Genomic DNA, 18,482 nt, shown 5'->3' with positions numbered 1-18,482 from the left:
GAGGTAAAAATGAAATTAATCTATAATTATTTATGGCTTAACTCCTTTCAAGTATAGCGGTGTTCCAAAATCTGTCAAACGTCCTTTAAACGGCTTTTTTCACTTTTCCCGAACGGATACACCGGGTACATATCTTAAGGTGTTGTGTGGCGTTTTTAACCAACACTTTGACTTTCCGTAAATTGGGGTAGAAAGCCCGCTTTGTTTTGTTATTGGCGTGACTCACATTATTTCCTATGGACCTGTTTTTCCCGCAAATCTCACATATTTTTGCCATGCTTTTCTCCTTTTCCCAAATCGGATAAATCTTGAACCAAAAAAAGAGGTATGTTAACATACCCTTCGCTTCAGTTGCAAGAGGTTTGGGAAATTACCAAAAGGATTTCAGGTGGATGGACGGTTTAAAAAATAGGGCTGCTTTAAAACAAATTCTTTTTAGATTAGGGCGATGTAAGGCAATGATTGTTTTATTGCCTTTTCCTTAATTCATTTTGGTGAGTGAAAGGAGTGATTCAAACCCTCGATTCCCCGGTTCAATATATAAAGGGCATTGGCCCTCATAAGGCCCAACAATTTGAGAAACTGGGCATTAAAACCATTGAAGATCTAATTTATTATCTGCCTTGGCGGTATGAGGATCGGTCTCAACTTAACCAATTGAAAGACCTGAGGCCGGGATTAGAGCAGACCGTGTTGGGGTGGGTAAAATATTCAGGAACAAGAGTTACCCCTCGAAAGCGTTTCTCCCTGTTTGAACTGATCATTGAGGATTCCACGGGGTTTTTAAAAGCCATTTGGTTTAACCAACCTTTTCTAAAAGAAATTTTCAAAAAAGACAAGAGGGTGGTTTTAAGCGGTCCCGTTACTTTTGACCGTTATGACCGGGGGCGGCTTTTAATGGAAAATCCTCGATATGAGTTTCTGGAAGAAGATACCGAGGAACTCATTCACACGGGCAGGATTGTTCCAATCTACCATGAAACCTTCAAACTGACCTCTCGCCAAATCCGTGTATTAATTCGTTGCGCCCTTCATTCTTATGGGGATCAAATCAATGAAATATTACCTGTGTCTCTTCGGGAAAAAAATCAACTGGTTCCCCTATTAAAAGCAATCGAGCTGGTTCACTTTCCGGAAAAAGGAATGGATATAGAAGCGCTCAATCATGGGAAGAGTAATGCCCACCAAAGGCTTATTTTTGATGAGTTGTTTTTATTAGAGTTGGGTTTGGCCATACGGAGGAAAGTCCACAGGAAAGGATTAAAAGAAAAACCGCTTCAAACTTCTGGCGCTTTGGTTCAAAAGTTAATTCAGGCCCTCCCCTTTACCCTCACACAGGCCCAGCAACGGGTTATCCATGAAATTCATAAGGACATGTCCAGTATTTATCCTATGAATCGTCTCATCCAAGGAGATGTGGGGTGCGGTAAAACCATTGTAGCCATTGTTGCCTTAATGATGGCAGTAGAAAATGGGTCACAAGGGGTTTTAATGGCACCTACCGAAATTTTAGCGGAACAACATTTTTTAACTCTGAGGACTCATTTTGATCATGTGGGAATTAAAATTGAATTTTTAACCAGTCGGGTCAAGAAAAAGGAACGTGGGGAAATATTAAAATCGATCCGATCAGGAAAAGCCCAGGTGGTGATAGGAACCCATTCCCTGATTCAGGAAGATGTCTCCTTCTCAAAATTAAGTTTGGCAATAATTGATGAACAACATAAATTTGGGGTTATGCAAAGGGCACTTCTTAGGAGAAAAGGCTACCATCCGGATATTTTAATAATGACGGCCACCCCGATTCCCCGGACCCTGGCCCTAAGTGTTTATGGGGATTTGGATATCTCCATTATTGACCAACTCCCTCCCGGTCGAAGTCCCATCCAAACCAAGATTGTCTATGAATCACAAAGGTCCCGTGTCTACCAAACCATCCATCATGAGTTGGAAAAGGGAAGACAAGCCTATGTTGTTGTTCCGCTCATTGAAGAATCCGAAAAAATAGACCTAAAAGCAGCGGTAAGCATGGCAAAGACGTTACAAGAAGATGTTTTTCCCCAGAGGGTGGTGGGACTCCTGCATGGCAGAATGCCACCGGAGGAGCGGGGGGCGGTGATGAAAAGTTTTAAAGAGAGGAAGATTAACCTTTTGGTTACCACAACCGTCATTGAGGTTGGAATCGATGTTTCCAATGCATCGGTGATGCTGATTGATCATGCCGAACGATTTGGCCTTTCCCAATTGCATCAATTACGGGGGCGTATTGGCCGGGGACCCCATCCGTCCATTTGTCTTTTGTTGGCGCATTATCCTTTATCCGAGGATGCAAAAATGAGGCTATCCGCAATGGCCAAGTTCCAGGATGGGTTTTCAATTGCGGAAGAAGATCTTTCCATCCGGGGTCCGGGCGATTTTCTTGGAACCCGCCAATCTGGCATTCCCGAACTAAGGTTGGCTTCCATCATTCGGGATGTCAAAATTTTGGAAAAAACCCGAGAGGAGGCTTTTCATTTATTGGAGAAGGATCCGGACTTAAGTTTTCCTTATCATCAGGGTCTCCGTAAACAACTAGAAAAAAGGTGGCAAGACAAGTTGGAATTAATGAATATGGGATAATCCATATTTCAGGTTCGTTAAGGGTGAGGTTTTATGGTTTTTTTAACAGGAGGGGTCGATGAAATTGGATTTTAACCGGATTCAAAAGGACCTTCAAAAAGGAATAAAAACGCTTCTTCAAACCTCAGGTGAATGGAGTAGGAATGTAGCTCATCAATCAAGCCATTTTGGGTTTCGCCTCCGCATGAACCAGATTGAGAATCAGTTGGAAGACTGTTTTCAGGAAATTGGAAAAAGAGTGCACCATTTAAAGGTTTCTGAAGGGGAAGGGGATTTTTCAAAAGATCCTGAAGTGAACCGTTTTGTTCAGGAAGCCAGTGACCTGGTCAATGAAAGAGATAGGCTCAACCATGAGAAGTTTGAAAAGGAGAAAGAATCGTCTGGGGGGTGAGGGAGATGGTAAATGGGATGATCAAATAGTGATCAACCGAAGATTTTTTTTTCTTGAAACCCTAACATCTTCTTTGGAAAAGCAAAGGTAAAAATGATTTCGGAGATAACCGGTGCTCATTGGGGGAATTGATATCGGATCGAATACCCTCAGATTAATGGTGGGGAGAGTGGAAGCTCAAAAGGTGGAAGCGATCCGTTTTGAAAGAAAGATTACCCGGTTGGGAGAAGGTGTGGCTCAAACCGGGCGATTATCAGAGGATGGAATGAATCGGTCCATTCAAGCGCTGAAAGAATTTTGTGGGGTTCTCCGCGATTTTTCCGTAAAGGAGGTGGCGGTGGTTGGAACCAGTGCGTTGCGATCCTCCAACAATCAAGAATTTTTTCTCAAAAAGGTAGATCAAGAAACCGGATTAAAAATTGAGGTCATTTCCGGGGAGGAAGAGGCGAAGAGAACTTTTGATGGTATAGTGTTTGGGTCGGAAGGAATTGAAGGGGAATTTTGTGTTTTGGACATAGGAGGAGGAAGTACTGAAATTATCATTGGACGCAAAAAAGAAATAGAAAACCTCAAATCACTTTATCTGGGAGTAGTCTCTTTGACCGAGAGATATTTAAAATCTGACCCGATTCAACAAAAGGAGGTCCAAGAACTCAGAGAAGAGATCATTGAATTACTCAAGGAAATTCCCTTTTTATATCAAAGGGAATCTCAATTTGATTTAATTGGAACTGCAGGGACCCTGACCACTCTGGGGGCCATTTGCCAGGGGTTGGGCCAGTTTGATCGAAGGAAGATCCACAACCAACTCATTTCAAAAGTGTTTGTTGAAAATGTATTAACCGACTTGGTCTCTAAAACCTTGACACAGCGCCGAAATATTCCCGGTCTTGAGCCCGGCCGTGAAGACGTGATTGTTCCAGGGGTTTTAATATTACTCTGTGTCATGGATTTACTTGGGGTTTCAAAGGTCAAAATTAGCGATTACGGTTTGCTTGAGGGAATCATCCTCCACCGTGCGGAACAATTGGGACTTGTGGAATCTTGAGGAATGCTAAGAATGGGAAAAATTGGGATCTAACCCCTTAAGGGTTTTTCTTTGAGGGGGGAAATGCCTTTAAGGTCTGGGATGATACAGGCGGTGAATTTTTTTTAAATGATCTCGGGTCACGTGGGTATAAATTTGGGTGGTTGATATATCGGCATGCCCCAAGAGTTGTTGTACGGATCTTAAATCTGCGCCGTGCTCCAATAAATGACTTGCAAAAGAGTGCCGCAGTGTGTGGGGGGAAATGGGTTTTGTGATTTCCGCTGATTTTGCATAGCGCTTTAATAATTGCCATACATACTGACGGGTCATCGATTGACCCCTCCTGTTAAGGAAAAGGAAGTCCGATTTTTTTTTCATTAAAAGAAGGGGCCTGGCCTCCAGAAGATACGTCTCCACCTTTGTTAGTGCAGGGTGGCTGAGGGGGATGATCCGCTCTTTTAAACCCTTTCCAAATGTGGTGAGGTAACTCATTTCCCATTGGATGTTTTGGAGTTTTAAGGTGACCAGTTCAGTTACCCGGATCCCTGTGGCATATAAAAGTTCTAGCAATGCATTATCCCGGATGCCTTGGGGCCCTTTTTGTTTCTGGATTTCAAGCAAGCGCTCCATTTCCTTGACCGTAAGCACATGGGGAAGTTTGACCCATTTTTTAGGAGAGTTCAAAGGAAGCGTGGGATCTGTTTTTATATTTCCCTCTCCTACCAGGAAACGGTAAAAGGTTCTTAAAGAGGAGAGTTTTCTTGCTTGAGTCGAGGGAGAATTGCCTTTGATCCGAAGTTCCTTTAGAAATGATATAATGTTTTCGGTGTGAATGGTCTTAAATTTGTTTTTTTTTGAGTGTTCAAAAAAACTCGCAAGGTCACGGTCGTAGGCTTCAATGGTGTTCTTGGAAAGCCCTTTTTCAACCAAGAGATAGGTGAGGAATTGTTCTATTTGTGAGTTCATATTTTGGGTTTTTATGGTGAGAGGGTTTTCTCTTCTCCAAAACACCCTGTTTATTTAAAATAGTTCAAAATGAAAGTTATATCAAGGAAACTAGCCTTATTTTTTTCCTTGATATGGATCCCCGGAAAAAAAATGAAATTCCTGTTCAGAACTAAAACTATTTTTTGGTTTCCTCAAATTTTTCAGGTAGTTTCCAGAGTCCTTTTTATTTCTTTGATGGGCCAGTTTTTTTATTTTTCTTTCCCCTTGGCCCAAACCCCTTTACCCCCGTCCCTATCTCATGATCCGCAATCAGTTGAACTTTTTAATATAGCAAACGGTTATTTTGAAAGCGGGGAAGACACTCTGGCTATCAATGGTTTTCATGAATTCATTAAGCGGTATCCCCATCATACACTGACCGATCAAGCTTATTTGTTTTTAGGACAAGCCTATTCCCGACAGCTCAACTATCATAAAGCCATCGAAATTTTTTTGAAATCTCTAACCTCTAATTCGAAACCCTCACTGAGGTCCCCCATCCGAAGGGGTTTGATTGATGCGTATTTGGCCGTTGGAAAACATAAAAGGGCCATTCCCTTGCTTGAACTCGAATTGGAGTTAGAAGGAGGTGCCCAAGAAAGATTTGAACTGGAAAATAAACTGTTGGAATCCTATATCGGAACGCGGAATTATTTTAAGGCTATTCAAATTTTATATAATCGGAAAGGGAGTTTAAGTGAACCTGAGGGGCAAGGCCTATTATTGGATCAAATCCGAAATGTTATGGATCACGGGCTGGGGGAAAAAGACCTCCTAAAAATAATAAACCATTTTCCTGGCCAATTTCCCTCAGATATTGCCATGATCAAATTATTGGCCCTTTATGAATTTCACCATGACGAATACAGGGAACAGAAAATTTTAAACCGATTTATTAAAGAATTTCCCGAACACGAATTTATTGAAAGAGCCCTGGTCTTGAAAAGAGAGTTGGAAGAGGTGTTACGTGGCAAAACCTTTTCTGTGGGGGCGTTACTTCCTTTAACGGGCCCATTGGAACCCTATGCCACCTCTATCCTAAACGGTCTTCAATTGGCTCTTTCCTCCGATTCAAGCGAAGGGGAGGGGGATATAGGGCTCTACGTCATTGACACACAGGGCAAGAGCCAAAAAATTCATGAGGGGTTTAGGGAATTAATTGAAAATGTGCATCCCCTGGCAATTGTGGGTCCCCTCCTGAGCAAAGAAGTTCAGGAAATTATTTCAAAAGCTGAACGGTTCCAGATTCCCATTATAACCCCCACAGCTACCCGGAGCGATTTGACTCAAATGAGCCCTTTTTTATTTAGGAATGCACTGACCAACCCGATGCAAGCACATGATTTAGCCGAGTACGCCCTTAACAAATTAGGGTTAAAAAATTTTGTTATTCTATACCCACGGGGAAGGTACGGAACGGATTTGGCCCGTTTATTTGCCAAAGAAGTTGTGGAAAATGGGGGTGAATTGATTTTTATGGAGTCTTTTGATCCGGAAGAAAATGATCATAAACCGGTGTTGAGAAAACTGAAAGCGGCCGATTTAAAACGATATGGGGTGCAAGGGGAGGTCGTGATCCCTTTTCTTCCTGGCGATGAGAATGAAGAAAAGGGAGGGGTAGAAAAGGAAAGAAAAATCGAAATGGTTTATGTTCCCGGATTCGATGCCATTTTTTTACCCGGAACCGCCCCCCAAGTGGGACTCATGGCACCCCAATTGGCTTTTCATAATTTTTTAGGTGTGACCTTATTAGGAACCAATGGGTGGAATTCGGAAGAATTGGTAAAGGTAGGGGGAGAATATATTGAAGGGTCCATATTTATCGACACTTTTTTTATTAATTATTCAGATCCCCGGACAGGGGATTTTGTGAACCGCTATCGCAGCCGTTTTCAGGAGGATCCGGATGTATTTGCGGCGCTGGCCTTCGATTGTGGGCGAATGATTCTTCAAGCCATTCAAAATGGGGCCGATTCTGGGAGCAGCCTTCGTTATGCTTTAGAAAAGATGCAGGATTTTCCAGGGGTGACTGGGTTGACAACAGCGGGCCCAGATGGAGAAATGAAAAAGAAACTTGTTTTTCTTACCGTAACCAATGGTAAAATAACCCAAATACAGTAAAAAAGGGATCCCGCTATGGCGTTATTTAAAAAAGTTTTGGTGGCGAATCGGGGAGAGATTGCTCTTCGGGTTATTCGGGCGTGTAAAGAGTTGAGGATTCCCACTGTGGCCATTCACTCCGAGGCGGATACCACTGCCCTCTATGTAAAAAAGGCCGATGAAGCCTGCCTCGTAGGACCGGGTCCTGTGGCGGGGTACCTCAATATTTTTCGTATTATAGATCTGGCAAAACAAAAAGGGGTGGATGCCATTCACCCCGGTTATGGCTTTTTGGCCGAAAACCCCGAGTTTGCGGATGCCTGTAAGGCCAACGGAATTACATTTATTGGACCTTCTGGGAATGCTATCCGAACCATGGGCAACAAAGTACTGGCCAGACAGGCTATGAAAAAAGCGGGGATTTCAGTGGTTCCTGGCATTTGGGAAAATTTATCCTCCTCCAAAGAGGCTTTAACCATTGCCCGTGAGTTTGGCTACCCGGTTATTTTAAAAGCCGCTGCCGGGGGGGGAGGCCGTGGCCTTCGAATTTGTCGGGATGACCAGGAATTGACGCGGAATTTCACCTTGGCAAAATCTGAGGCCAAGGGGGCTTTTGGAAATGATGATCTTTATATGGAAAAGTATATCGAATCACCTCACCATATCGAATTCCAAATTCTCGCGGACCATTTCGGATCGGTTATCCATCTGGGGGAAAGGGATTGCTCCATTCAGAGACGACATCAAAAACTGATCGAAATTGCTCCTTCCCTCTTTTTGGATGAAGCCCTCCGCAATGAAATGGGGGAAGTGGCTGTGAAATCTGCCCAAGCCGTTGGGTATTCTAATGTCGGGACTGTGGAGTTTTTGGTGGACCAAAATAAAAACTACTATTTTTTGGAAATGAATACCCGGATTCAAGTAGAGCATACGGTCACCGAGGAGGTGACTGGAATCGATATTGTCAAAGAGATGATTCGAATATCTGCGGGAGAACCGATGACGGTAACCCAAAGGGATGTTACCCTTCGGGGTTATGCCATTGAATGCCGGATCAATGCAGAGGACCCCATGAGGGATTTTATGCCCACACCGGGAAAAATTACAGCCTATTATTCACCGGGGGGATTTGGGGTACGAATCGATGGAAATGTTTACTCCGGGTATGAGGTGCCTCCCTATTACGATTCGCTATTGGCCAAGCTAACGGTTCGAGGAAGAACCTGGGAGGCGGTTTTAGAGCGGATGGACCGGGCACTGGAAGAATTTATCATCCGTGGGGTAAAAACAACCATTCCCTTTTATCAACGCATTATGCAGGATGAGAATTTTCGAAAAGGAATATTTGACACCCATTATATTGATGACCGCCTCGAAAAATTAGTTTATACTGTAAACAAAGACCCTGTGGGCCTTGTATTGGCCGTCTCTGCCGCGATTGTGGATCAATTTAGACAGGAATTGTTTCCTAATGAGCAAACAGAAAAACAAACCCGTTAAAATTACGGATGTTACGCTGAGGGATGCCCACCAATCCCTTTTGGCCACCCGCCTTCGTACCGAGGATATGGTACCCATCGCGGAAAAAATAGATCAGGTCGGTTATTGGTCTTTGGAAATGTGGGGTGGGGCAACCTTTGATACGATGATCCGGTATTTAGGGGAAGACCCGTGGGAAAGAATCCGGGTTCTTCGAAAGGCCATGCCGAGAACCCCTTTTCAGATGCTTCTTCGGGGGCAAAATATTGTCGGTTATCGAAATTATGCTGATGATGTTGTAGAAAAATTTATTGAACGGGCCATTTCCAACGGGATTTCGATCATTCGGATTTTTGACGCGTTAAATGATTTTCGAAACCTCAAAACAGCCATTAAAGCAACCCTCAAAAACGGGGGAAAAGTAGAAGGGACTCTTTGTTATACCGTCAGTCCCGTTCACAATCATCAACACTTTGTGGATTTGGCCAAGCGACTAGAGGATATGGGCTCAGACACGTTGTGCATTAAAGACATGGCCGGGCTTTTATCCCCGTTTGCAGCCTATGATTTAATTTCAAAGATTAAAAAAGCCGTTGAAATTCCGATCCACCTCCATAGCCATGACACCAGCGGTATGGCTGTGGCCACAACCTTGAAGGCGATTGAAGCAGGCGTAGATATTATTGATACCGCTTCTTCTCCTTTGGCATCGGGAACCTCCCATCCTGCAGTAGAAGTGCTCAGCAATATTTTAAAAGAAAGTAAAAATGATCCGCAATTAAATTTTGGTTTGTTGGCGGAGGTTGCCGATTATTTTACAAAGGTTCGGAAAAAATATAAGCCTTTTGAAAGCGAGTATACCGGTATCGATCCAAACGTTTTGTTTTATCAAATTCCGGGAGGAATGACCTCCAATTTGGCCACTCAATTAAAAGATCAAAACGCGCTTCACCGAATGAAAGAGGTGTTAGAGGAGGTCCCCAGGGTAAGAAAAGATTTTGGTTACCCCCCGTTGGTTACCCCCACCAGCCAGATCGTGGGAACCCAGGCCACTTTGAACGTGTTAACCGGTGAGCGGTATAAAGTCATTACCAGCGAAACCAAAAGTTACCTGAAAGGGCTTTATGGAAAGCCTTTGGCTCCGATTGATAAAGAGGTTCGAAAGAAGGCCATTGGAAATGAAGAATGGGTAGAGGTTCGTCCCGCTGATCTTATTCCCCCGGAATTGGAAAAAATGAAAGCGGAGGTTAAGGATAAAGCCAAAAATATTGAAGATGTTTTAACCTATTGTCTGTTTCCTAAAGTTGCACTGGAATTCTTTGAGAAACGTAAAAAAGGAGAGTTGGGAAAAGATTTTTTAAATGAACTCAAAAATCATATCAAAAAAGATGCGGGTCCCATACATTTGGCTCCCAGTGAATTTAATATTAAAGTTCATGGAGAATCCTACCATATTAAAATTGGTGGAATGGGCCATCCCGGAGAAGGAGGTTATCCCTATTTTATATATGTGGATGATCAATTGGAAGAAGTGTTTGTAGAATCCCTGGTCGAAGTGGTTCCCAGTGAGGTGGGAAGGATTGATCGGAAAGCGGGAGGACATTCCGCCCGTCCTAAGGCCACGGAAGATGGTGATGTGACCACGGCCATGCCTGGCACGGTGGTTTCGGTGAAGATTCGGGTTGGGGATATGGTAAAGGCCGGTGATACCGTTTTAACCGTCGAGGCGATGAAAATGGAAAATGAAATTCATACTCCCATTAACGGAGAAGTCAAACAAATTTACGTCACCGAAGGTGATAAAGTCAATCCCGATGAGGTGTTGGTGGTGGTGCGGGGGTGAATGACCTGCCTGAAATTATTCGGCAAATTAGTATTATTTCTATTCCTGTTTTACTGGCCATTACACTGCATGAAGCGGCCCATGGGTTTGTGGCCAATAAACTGGGTGATCCCACAGCGAAGCACCTCGGGCGTCTTACCTTAAATCCCATTGCACACATTGATATCTTCGGAACCATTCTAATTCCCATTTTTTTATTTATCAGCACCGGCTTTGTCATTGGATATGCCAAACCGGTCCCGGTCAATTTTGCTAATCTAAGGCACCCCAAGCGGGATATGGTTTATGTGGCAGGTGCGGGTCCTGGAGTGAATCTTCTTCTGGCATTGGCATGCGGAATTCTTTTTCGGGTTATCCTTTATTTTTTTCCCGCACACACCCTCTCTTCCTCAAGTCAATTTGGGAATGGGTTAACTGCTTCTATTTTGGTTCCCCTATTACTCATGTTGATTGCCGGGGTTAAGTGGAATGTCCTGTTAGCACTTTTTAATATGATTCCAATTCCTCCGTTAGATGGGGGAAGGGTCATGGTGGGTTTGCTTCCCGATGCCCAATCCCGGTTTTTAAGCCAGTTGGAACCATTTGGTTTTTTGATCGTAATGTTTCTGGTTTTCATGAATCCTTTTGGAATTATGTCCCATATTTTCCATCCCCTTCTTCAAGGCATAACAACGGGGATATTAGGGGTTCGAATATAGAAGTCCATCTGTGTCAGAAATCGGGGCGGTTTTGATGAAAAGGAAAAAAAGGGTGCTCAGTGGAATGCAACCAAGTGGAAAACTTCATTTGGGGAATTTTGTAGGGGCATTGTCAAATTGGAAAGAACTCCAAGAAACTTATGATGCCTACTTTTTTATTGCCGATTGGCATGCGGTTTCGACCAATTACAAAGAAACAGGGCAGATTAGAGAACTATCCAAACAAATGCTCATCGATTGGTTGAGCGTGGGTTTGGATCCTGAAAAATCTACAATTTTTCTTCAATCTAAGGTTCCCGATCACGCGGTTCTTCATCTGCTTCTCTCAATGATTGTTCCGCTTCCTTGGCTGGAACGAAATCCGACCTATAAGGAACAACAGCAACAGTTGGTGCATCGGGATTTGTCTACCTACGGTTTTTTAGGGTACCCTGTTCTTCAGGCTTCTGATATTTTAATTTACCGAGCGGATTATGTTCCGGTGGGAATAGATCAACTTCCCCATTTGGAATTAACTCGGGAAATTGCGAGACGATTCAATGATATTTATAAACCGGTTTTTCTTGAACCGGAGGCCTTACTCACAAAAACGCCGAAAATGTTAGGGACCGATGGTCGGAAAATGAGCAAAAGTTATAATAACGCTATTTATTTGTCCGATTCCGAGAAAGTTCTTCGGGAAAAATTAAAAACTATGGTGACCGATCCCCAGCGTGTTCGCCGAACAGATCCCGGGAATCCCGAGGTGTGTCCTGTTTTTTCCTTTCACCAAACCTATTCAACTTTGGAAGAGATCAAAGAGGTTGACCAAGGCTGCAGGACTGCGGGAATTGGATGTATAGACTGCAAAAAAATTGTTGCAGACCATTTGGCGGAAGAATTGGCTCCTGTGTGGGAATCCCGTAAAAAATGGGAAAAAGATGATAAACAACTGAAGGAAATCCTTAATGAGGGTTCCCTCTTTGCATCTCAAAAAGCCAGTGAAACCATGAAAGAAGTGAAAGGGGCAATGGAACTTTAAATTTTATTACACAATATTTAGTGGGTTTTTCCCGAAAACATACTATCTGTTGATTATCTGCTTGACAAACCCACCCTGTTTTAGTAACGTGATCCCGCCTTAGCAACCATTTTGTAAAATACCAAAAAGAAAGGGAAATGGAGGAAATATCTACCGCACCCTATGAAGTGAGGCTAGAAGTTTTTGAAGGGCCTCTAGATCTTCTTCTGCATCTCATTAAGAAAAGTGAGATTAATATCTATGATATTCCTATCGCCTTGATAACCCACCAGTATTTGGAATACCTTTCCCTGTTGAAATCCCTTAATTTGGCCATTGCAGGGGAGTTTTTGGTCATGGCGGCAACGCTTATTCACATCAAATCCAAAACCCTCTTACCCCCGATGGAATTTGAAGAAGAGGAAGAAGAAACAGATCCCAGGACCGAGTTGGTTCGCCGATTGGTTGAATATAAACAGTTTAAAGAGGCTGCGGACCAATTGTGGGAGAGAGAGAAAATTTGGCAGAATGTGTTCTGGAAGGAACCCACACCCGTTGCTTCTGAACCGGAAGCGTTTCCCCCATTGGAGGTCAATCTCTTTGACCTGCTGGATGCCTTCAAAGAAATATTAGAGCGGGCACCTGAAAACCATTCCATGGCCATCACCATGGAGGAGTTATCGGTTAAAGATAAAATGAATTTAATTCTGGAGGAAATTGAAAAAGAAAATTCAATTGCCTTTAGAATGTTGTTCCAAAAGGACCACACCCGTATGGAAATTGTTGTAACCTTTCTTGCCCTTTTGGAGCTGGTTCGTCTAGGGTTGATTAAAGCGATGCAAGTGGAATCTTTCGGGCCGATTCGTTTATTTCAAGGGGAGGGACATAAAAATGGAGGATAGGGAACTGTTGCCCATTGTTGAATCTCTTTTGTTTATGAGCGGTGAACCGGTTCCCCTAGATCGGCTTCATGGAATTCTGGAGGGAATTGACAAAGGCAGAATTTTAAATACCCTTTCCACCTTACGAGACCAATACGATCAAAATGGGCATGGACTCCAATTGGTGGAAGTTGCCGGAGGCTACCATTTAGTCACCCGTCCTGAATGTTCCCCATGGATCAAACGGCTTGAAAAGGTGAAATCGGGTTTACGTTTATCCAAACCAGCGCTTGAAACCCTTGCCATAATTGCTTATAAGCAGCCCGTGATCCGTGCGGAAATTGAACAGATCCGGGGGGTGGATTCTATGGGGGTCATCAAAACGTTGTTGGAGCGTCACCTCATTAAAATCAATGGGAGACGGGATGCGGTGGGTCGGCCCATTGTTTACGGAACCACTAAAGATTTTCTCATGAATTTTGGGCTAAAGAGCCTTTCGGAATTGCCCACCCTACGTGATTTTCAAGAAATTGCCAAATCTGAAGGAGAGGGGGATGATGAGAACGATTCCAAAATTGAAAACGGAAACGGAATTTCCCCTTCTTTAGAGACGGTTGATAAAGGAAATGTGGAAGAGGAAGAAGAGGCGGATATCATTTCCGAGGAGTTGAGATTGGAAACTCACGTTCCTTCCTAAATTTCTTTAAGCTTCCCCGAAAACACCCATCTTTTTAAATTTTTTGTATCGTTCCTCAAGAAGAAGGTCGATCGGGATAGATCCCAATGTATTGAGGTGGCTCTCAAGGGCCTGGGATAGGGATTGAGCCGCCTGTCCCATATTCCGATGGGCTCCCCCGGCGGGTTCCATCACAATATTGTCAATCACTCCCAATTCCCTGAGATCTTTTGCCGTAATCCTGAGAGACTCTGCAGCGCTTTCCGCTTTTCCGCTATCTTTCCAAAGGATTGCTGCACAGCCCTCAGGAGAGATAACGGAATAAACGGAATGTTCAAGCATTAAAATACGATCGGAAACAGCCAAGGCCAATGCCCCTCCGCTTCCTCCTTCTCCAATGACAACGGAAATAATGGGAACGCGTAATCGGGACATGACCATTAAATTGCGTGCGATGGCCTCTGAGACGCCTCTGGATTCCGCTTCTAGGCCAGGGTATGCCCCGGGGGTATCAATGAAGGTGATGACCGGTTTTTCAAACTTTTCAGCCAATCTCATTAACCTCAAAGCTTTTCGATATCCCTCGGGATGGGGCATCCCAAAGTTTCGTTGAACCTTTTCTTTCATAGTACGGCCCTTGGCGTGGCCCATAATCATAACATGGCGTTCTGCAAATGTGGCCAGTCCTCCCACCAGAGCCTGGTCGTCCGCATAAAGACGGTCTCCGTGCAATTCTATAAAATCTTTGAAAAGCAGGGGAATGTAGTCGGAGAGGTGAGGGCGTTTAGGATGACGTGAAATCTGGTTTTTCTGCCAGGGGGTCAGTTTTACATAGATTTCTTTTTGAACCTCCCGGGCTTTCGCTTCTAGTTTTTTGATCTCCTCCACAAGTGTTGCGGGGCTTTTCCCTGAATAGCTTCTGAGCTTTTGAATTTTTTCCTCGATTTCCATTATCGGTTTTTCAAAATCAAGATATTCAGACATAGCGTTTTCCTATTTTATTAAAACGGTTCCTTTCCCAAAGGAACCTTCGATCTCTGAAATAAATAGGGGAGTAGGGGTTACCCTTAAATCCGAAGGAATAGCAATGACCGATTCCCCTTGATGGGTGGAGGAGAATTTGAGAAAAACATCACAACCACCCCGGTATTTAGAGAGAATATTCTTTAAATTTTGAAGATCCTGACTTTGGGTTTGATCGGCATTGATTTGAATCTCGACCTTTGAGGCCAAACGGGTTTTAATTTTATTCAAAGAGTCCAGTTTCGTTGCCTTTAACCGTAATCCTTTTTCACCATTGTCTAAATTACCAACCACCAAAAGTGGGGCATCGGTGGTTAACACATCAGAGCAGGTCTTATAGAGGTCAGGAAAAACGATCACCTCAAGGCTCCCGGTCAGATCTTCTAGCCTCACATAGGCCATTTTATCACCTTTTTTGGTGGTTGCAATCTTTCGGTGAATCAATATCCCTACCAGCCGGACCTCGGATCCATCGCGGAGATCGCCAAGTTGTTCCATTGCATGGGACGCGAGACGTTTAATTTCATCTTTCCGTTCTGCAAGGGGATGGCCGGTTATGTAAAAACCCAAAATCTCTTTTTCATAGCGTAATAACGTTGCATCATCCCATTCTTCGAGTTGAGATCCTTGAGCATTGGAGAAATCCCGGGGGGGAAGGGGGCTGGGGCCTCCAAAAATTGACATTTGTCCCCGTTCCTTTTCTTCCTGAAATTTTCCTCCCTCTTCGATGGTTTTCTCCATGATTTCCATCAGGTGGGCCCGCTTTCCCCCAGTGGAATCAAAAGCACCGCATTTAATCAAACCTTCAATAACCCTTTTGTTCACCCGTCTTAAATCTACCTGTCTACAGAAATGAGAAAGGCTGACAAACCCACCATCCTGGTCTCGGACGCTGAGAATCGAGTCAATGGCCGCCGTTCCTACATTTTTGACCGCGGCGAGGCCGAAACGGATTTCTTTTTTAGTGACGGTAAAATCCCGCTGGCTTTCATTGACATCCGGGGGGAGGATTCGAATTCCCATGGCGCGGCATTCGTTAATATTTTTGACCACTTTATCGGAATTTCCCATGTCGCAGGTTAAAAGGGCCGCCATAAACTCCATGGGGTAATGGGCTTTTAGGAAAGCGGTATGATAAGAGATCATGGCATAGGCGGCACTGTGGGATTTATTAAACCCGTACCCCGCGAAATAGGCCATGAGATCGAAGATTTTCTCGGCTTTTTTCGGTTTCAACCCCTTGGATTTTGCCCCCATTAAAAATTGGGTTTTCATTTTTTCCATCTCTTCGGGTTTTTTCTTTCCCATGGCCCGTCGAAGAAGATCTGCTTCACCCAAGGAGAAACCCGCAAGGAGATTGGCGATTTTCATTACCTGTTCTTGATAAACAATAACCCCGTAGGTTTCTTTTAAGATTTCCTCCAACTGAGGGACTTCATACTGAATTTTTGTTTTCCCCCGTTTTCGCTTGATGAAATCATCGATCATTCCACTGCCGATCGGGCCGGGGCGGTACAAAGCAATAATGGCAATGATATCTTCGAAAGATTCAGGCTTCATTTTAACCAAGATATCCCGCATTCCCGAGCTTTCCAATTGAAACACTCCTGTTGTTTCCCCTTTACCCAAGAGGGAAAAGGTCTTTTTGTCTTTCATGGGAATAGATGAGAGCTGAAGAGAGGTTTCCCCTTCCGCTTTTCTTTTATGGTTCACCAGGCGAAGGGTGTGATCGATGACAGTCAGTGTTTTCAGACCCAAAAAGTCAAATTTGATCAGCCCGATTTTTTCCACATCACCCATGGCATACTGGGTGACCACTTCGTTATTGGTTCCACGGTATAAAGGAACGTGCTCGGTAAGGGGCTCCTTGGAAATCACAATTCCTGCGGCATGGGTAGAGGCATGGCGGGTGGTTCCTTCCAGTGCCCTGGCCAAATCTAAAAGTTCCTGGAATTTCGGGTCCGTTTTGGCCACTTCTTTAATTCGGGGTTCATCGACCAATGCCTGTTCTAGTGTAATGTTAAGGGTATTGGGAATAAGCTTTGCGAAGCGGTCTACCTCTGCATAGGGGATTTCAAGGACCCTACCCACATCCCGGACCGACGCCTTTGCGGCCATGGTTCCAAAGGTGATGATTTGAGCTACGTGGTCTGCCCCGAATTTATCGATGACATAATCAATGACCTGATCCCGTTTTTCCATGCAGAAGTCCATATCGATATCGGGGAGGGAGATACGTTCCGGATTGAGAAACCGTTCAAAGATGAGACCGTAACGGAGAGGGTCGATATCGGTGATTTGAAGTGTATAGGCCACAAGGCTTCCCGCGGCTGATCCCCGGCCGGGTCCTACCGGGATTTTGTTTTCTTTGGCATAATGAATGATGTCCCAAACAATTAAAAAGTATCCCGCATACCCCATGGAATTGATCATGGAGATTTCATCATTTAGTCGTTGTTCATAAAGGTTTAAGTCAAGTTTTTGCTCCCCTGAATTTTCCTTGACCCGGTTTTGAAGTCCTTCCTTTGCGAGTTTTTCAAGGAGGGCTTCGCGGGTTGTCTCCTTGGGGACGTGATAATGGGGAAGGTGAGAGGTGTTGAGATCCAGGTCCAGGTTACACCGTTCGGCAATCCGTTTTGTATTTAAAAGAGCTTCGGGAACCTCGCAGAAATCGGCCCACATCTCTTGTGGTGATTTGAAATAGAGTTGGTCGGTTTCAAACCGCATCCGGTTTGTATCATTGATGGTTTTTCCCGTTTGCAGACAAAGCAGAATATCATGGGCCCGGCAATCTTCCTTATGCAAGTAATGGCAGTCGTTGGTGACCACCAAGGGAAGATCCATTTCATTTGAGATTTGAATCAGCTCTTTATTTACCTTTAACTGTTCAGGAAGACGATTTCCTTGAATCTCAAAAAAGAAATTTCCTTTTCCAAGAATCTGCTCATAATCATCGGCCGCTTGTTTCGCTTCCTGTCTATACCCTTTATCAAGGAGGTGGGGGACCTCTCCCCGGAGGCATCCGCTTAAGCCTATCAATCCTTCATGATGTTCCGATAAAAGTTCTTTATCGATTCTGGGTTTGTAATAAAACCCCTCCAAATGGGCCGCGCTGATCAATTTAATGAGGTTCTTGTACCCGGTAAGATTGGTGGATAACAGGATTAAATGAAAAGGCGGCTGGTGGGCATCCCGGTCAAATCGGCTTTTGGGTGCGACATAGGCCTCGCAGCCGATAATCGGGTTGATTCCTGCCTTTTTGGCTTTCTGGTAAAAGTCGATGGCGCCGAAAAGGTTGCCATGATCGGTCATGGCAATGGAAGACATGCCCATTTGGTGGGCCTGATCAATTAAGCGGTCAACCCGGTTGGCTCCGTCCAGCAAACTATATTGTGTATGTAAGTGCAGATGTACAAAATCTTGTTGTGTGGTCATTCCGCTCCCCCTTGATATTGCGGGGTCATTGTAGTTTTTGGGGTCTATTTTGTCAATCAGTTTTCGGTTAGTTTTAATCTTTCTCATGTCAAATTATAAGTAAAGCAATCTACAAAATTCCCCTCCTTTATAAAGAGGGGATAGAGAAGAGAGTTTTCACCTTTTTCCCTGAAATCCTCCTAGACATAATGGTTGACAGTTAAAAAAAAAGACCTGCCCCTTGTCAACATGGGTTATATTGGGAGAGTTGTTGCACCCAATACAGGGCCAAAAACAAGGAGGGCAGGTCATGAAAGATTCTATCACGATCGTTGGTTTGG

The 18,482-nt window shown here is 44.0% G+C and carries 14 protein-coding genes; 10 read left to right on the top strand and 4 right to left on the bottom strand.

All coding sequences use genetic code 11. The features are described 5' to 3' along the window. Positions 1-85: 85 nt before the first annotated feature. Positions 86-277 carry a 50S ribosomal protein L28 gene (gene rpmB, locus VGB26_02360; GenBank protein ID HEX9756629.1) on the bottom strand — a complete coding sequence of 64 codons (192 nt, stop codon included), beginning with the start codon at positions 275-277 and terminating at the stop codon, positions 86-88. Positions 278-498: 221 nt separating this feature from the next. On the opposite strand from rpmB, the gene recG reads away from it, so the two are divergent. The 3 genes from recG (at position 499) to VGB26_02345 (ending at position 4,058) form a co-directional block, all read left to right on the top strand. Beyond that, positions 499-2,619: an ATP-dependent DNA helicase RecG gene (gene recG, locus VGB26_02355; protein HEX9756628.1), complete on the top strand. Its 2,121-nt coding sequence runs from the start codon at positions 499-501 to the stop codon at positions 2,617-2,619. 58 nt (positions 2,620-2,677) lie between these two features. After that, positions 2,678-3,010 carry a hypothetical protein gene (locus VGB26_02350; GenBank protein HEX9756627.1) on the top strand — a complete coding sequence of 111 codons (333 nt, stop codon included), beginning with the start codon at positions 2,678-2,680 and terminating at the stop codon, positions 3,008-3,010. A 112-nt stretch (positions 3,011-3,122) separates the two neighbouring features. Beyond that, a complete protein-coding gene (locus VGB26_02345; protein HEX9756626.1) occupies positions 3,123-4,058 on the top strand; it encodes a Ppx/GppA phosphatase family protein in 936 nt (311 codons plus the stop codon). Positions 4,059-4,127: 69 nt separating this feature from the next. Here VGB26_02345 and xerD read toward each other — a convergent pair whose 3' ends face one another. Beyond that, positions 4,128-5,006 (bottom strand): site-specific tyrosine recombinase XerD, encoded by an 879-nt coding sequence (gene xerD, locus VGB26_02340; GenBank protein ID HEX9756625.1) that lies wholly within the window; start codon positions 5,004-5,006, stop codon positions 4,128-4,130. Between the two features lie 216 nt (positions 5,007-5,222). Between xerD and VGB26_02335 the strand changes: the two genes are divergently transcribed. The 7 genes from VGB26_02335 (at position 5,223) to scpB (ending at position 13,725) form a co-directional block, all read left to right on the top strand. Beyond that, complete coding sequence (locus VGB26_02335; protein ID HEX9756624.1) at positions 5,223-7,148, top strand: penicillin-binding protein activator; 1,926 nt, start codon at positions 5,223-5,225, stop codon at positions 7,146-7,148. Between the two features lie 15 nt (positions 7,149-7,163). Next, the gene (gene accC / locus VGB26_02330) at positions 7,164-8,627 is read left to right on the top strand and encodes an acetyl-CoA carboxylase biotin carboxylase subunit (protein ID HEX9756623.1); all 1,464 of its coding nucleotides are present in this window, start codon (positions 7,164-7,166) and stop codon (positions 8,625-8,627) included. Next, positions 8,599-10,449, top strand: coding sequence for a sodium-extruding oxaloacetate decarboxylase subunit alpha (gene oadA / locus VGB26_02325; GenBank protein HEX9756622.1), 1,851 nt, complete (start codon positions 8,599-8,601; stop codon positions 10,447-10,449). Before accC ends, oadA begins: the two co-directional genes overlap by 29 nt. Beyond that, complete coding sequence (locus tag VGB26_02320; protein ID HEX9756621.1) at positions 10,446-11,147, top strand: site-2 protease family protein; 702 nt, start codon at positions 10,446-10,448, stop codon at positions 11,145-11,147. The genes oadA and VGB26_02320 overlap by 4 nt, the downstream gene beginning before the upstream one ends. 34 nt (positions 11,148-11,181) lie before the next feature. After that, positions 11,182-12,168, top strand: a complete 987-nt coding sequence (gene trpS / locus VGB26_02315) for a tryptophan--tRNA ligase (GenBank protein HEX9756620.1) — start codon at positions 11,182-11,184, stop codon at positions 12,166-12,168. Between the two features lie 137 nt (positions 12,169-12,305). After that, a complete protein-coding gene (locus tag VGB26_02310; GenBank protein ID HEX9756619.1) occupies positions 12,306-13,049 on the top strand; it encodes a segregation/condensation protein A in 744 nt (247 codons plus the stop codon). After that, on the top strand, positions 13,039-13,725 hold the full coding sequence (gene scpB, locus VGB26_02305) for an SMC-Scp complex subunit ScpB (GenBank protein HEX9756618.1): 687 nt from the start codon (positions 13,039-13,041) through the stop codon (positions 13,723-13,725). The genes VGB26_02310 and scpB overlap by 11 nt, the downstream gene beginning before the upstream one ends. A gap of 6 nt (positions 13,726-13,731) precedes the next feature. Here the strand turns inward: scpB and VGB26_02300 are convergent, their stop codons facing one another. Continuing rightward, entirely contained in the window at positions 13,732-14,688 is a 957-nt protein-coding gene (locus tag VGB26_02300; protein HEX9756617.1) for an acetyl-CoA carboxylase carboxyltransferase subunit alpha, read from the bottom strand. Positions 14,689-14,697: 9 nt separating this feature from the next. Then, positions 14,698-18,162, bottom strand: a complete 3,465-nt coding sequence (locus tag VGB26_02295; protein HEX9756616.1) for a DNA polymerase III subunit alpha — start codon at positions 18,160-18,162, stop codon at positions 14,698-14,700. Between the last annotated feature and the right edge of the window lie 320 nt (positions 18,163-18,482).

It is taken from the genome of Nitrospiria bacterium (assembly GCA_036397255.1).
Taxonomy (GTDB): Bacteria; Nitrospirota; Nitrospiria; order DASWJH01; family DASWJH01; genus DASWJH01.
This window is presented reverse-complemented; position numbering and strand designations above follow the sequence as displayed.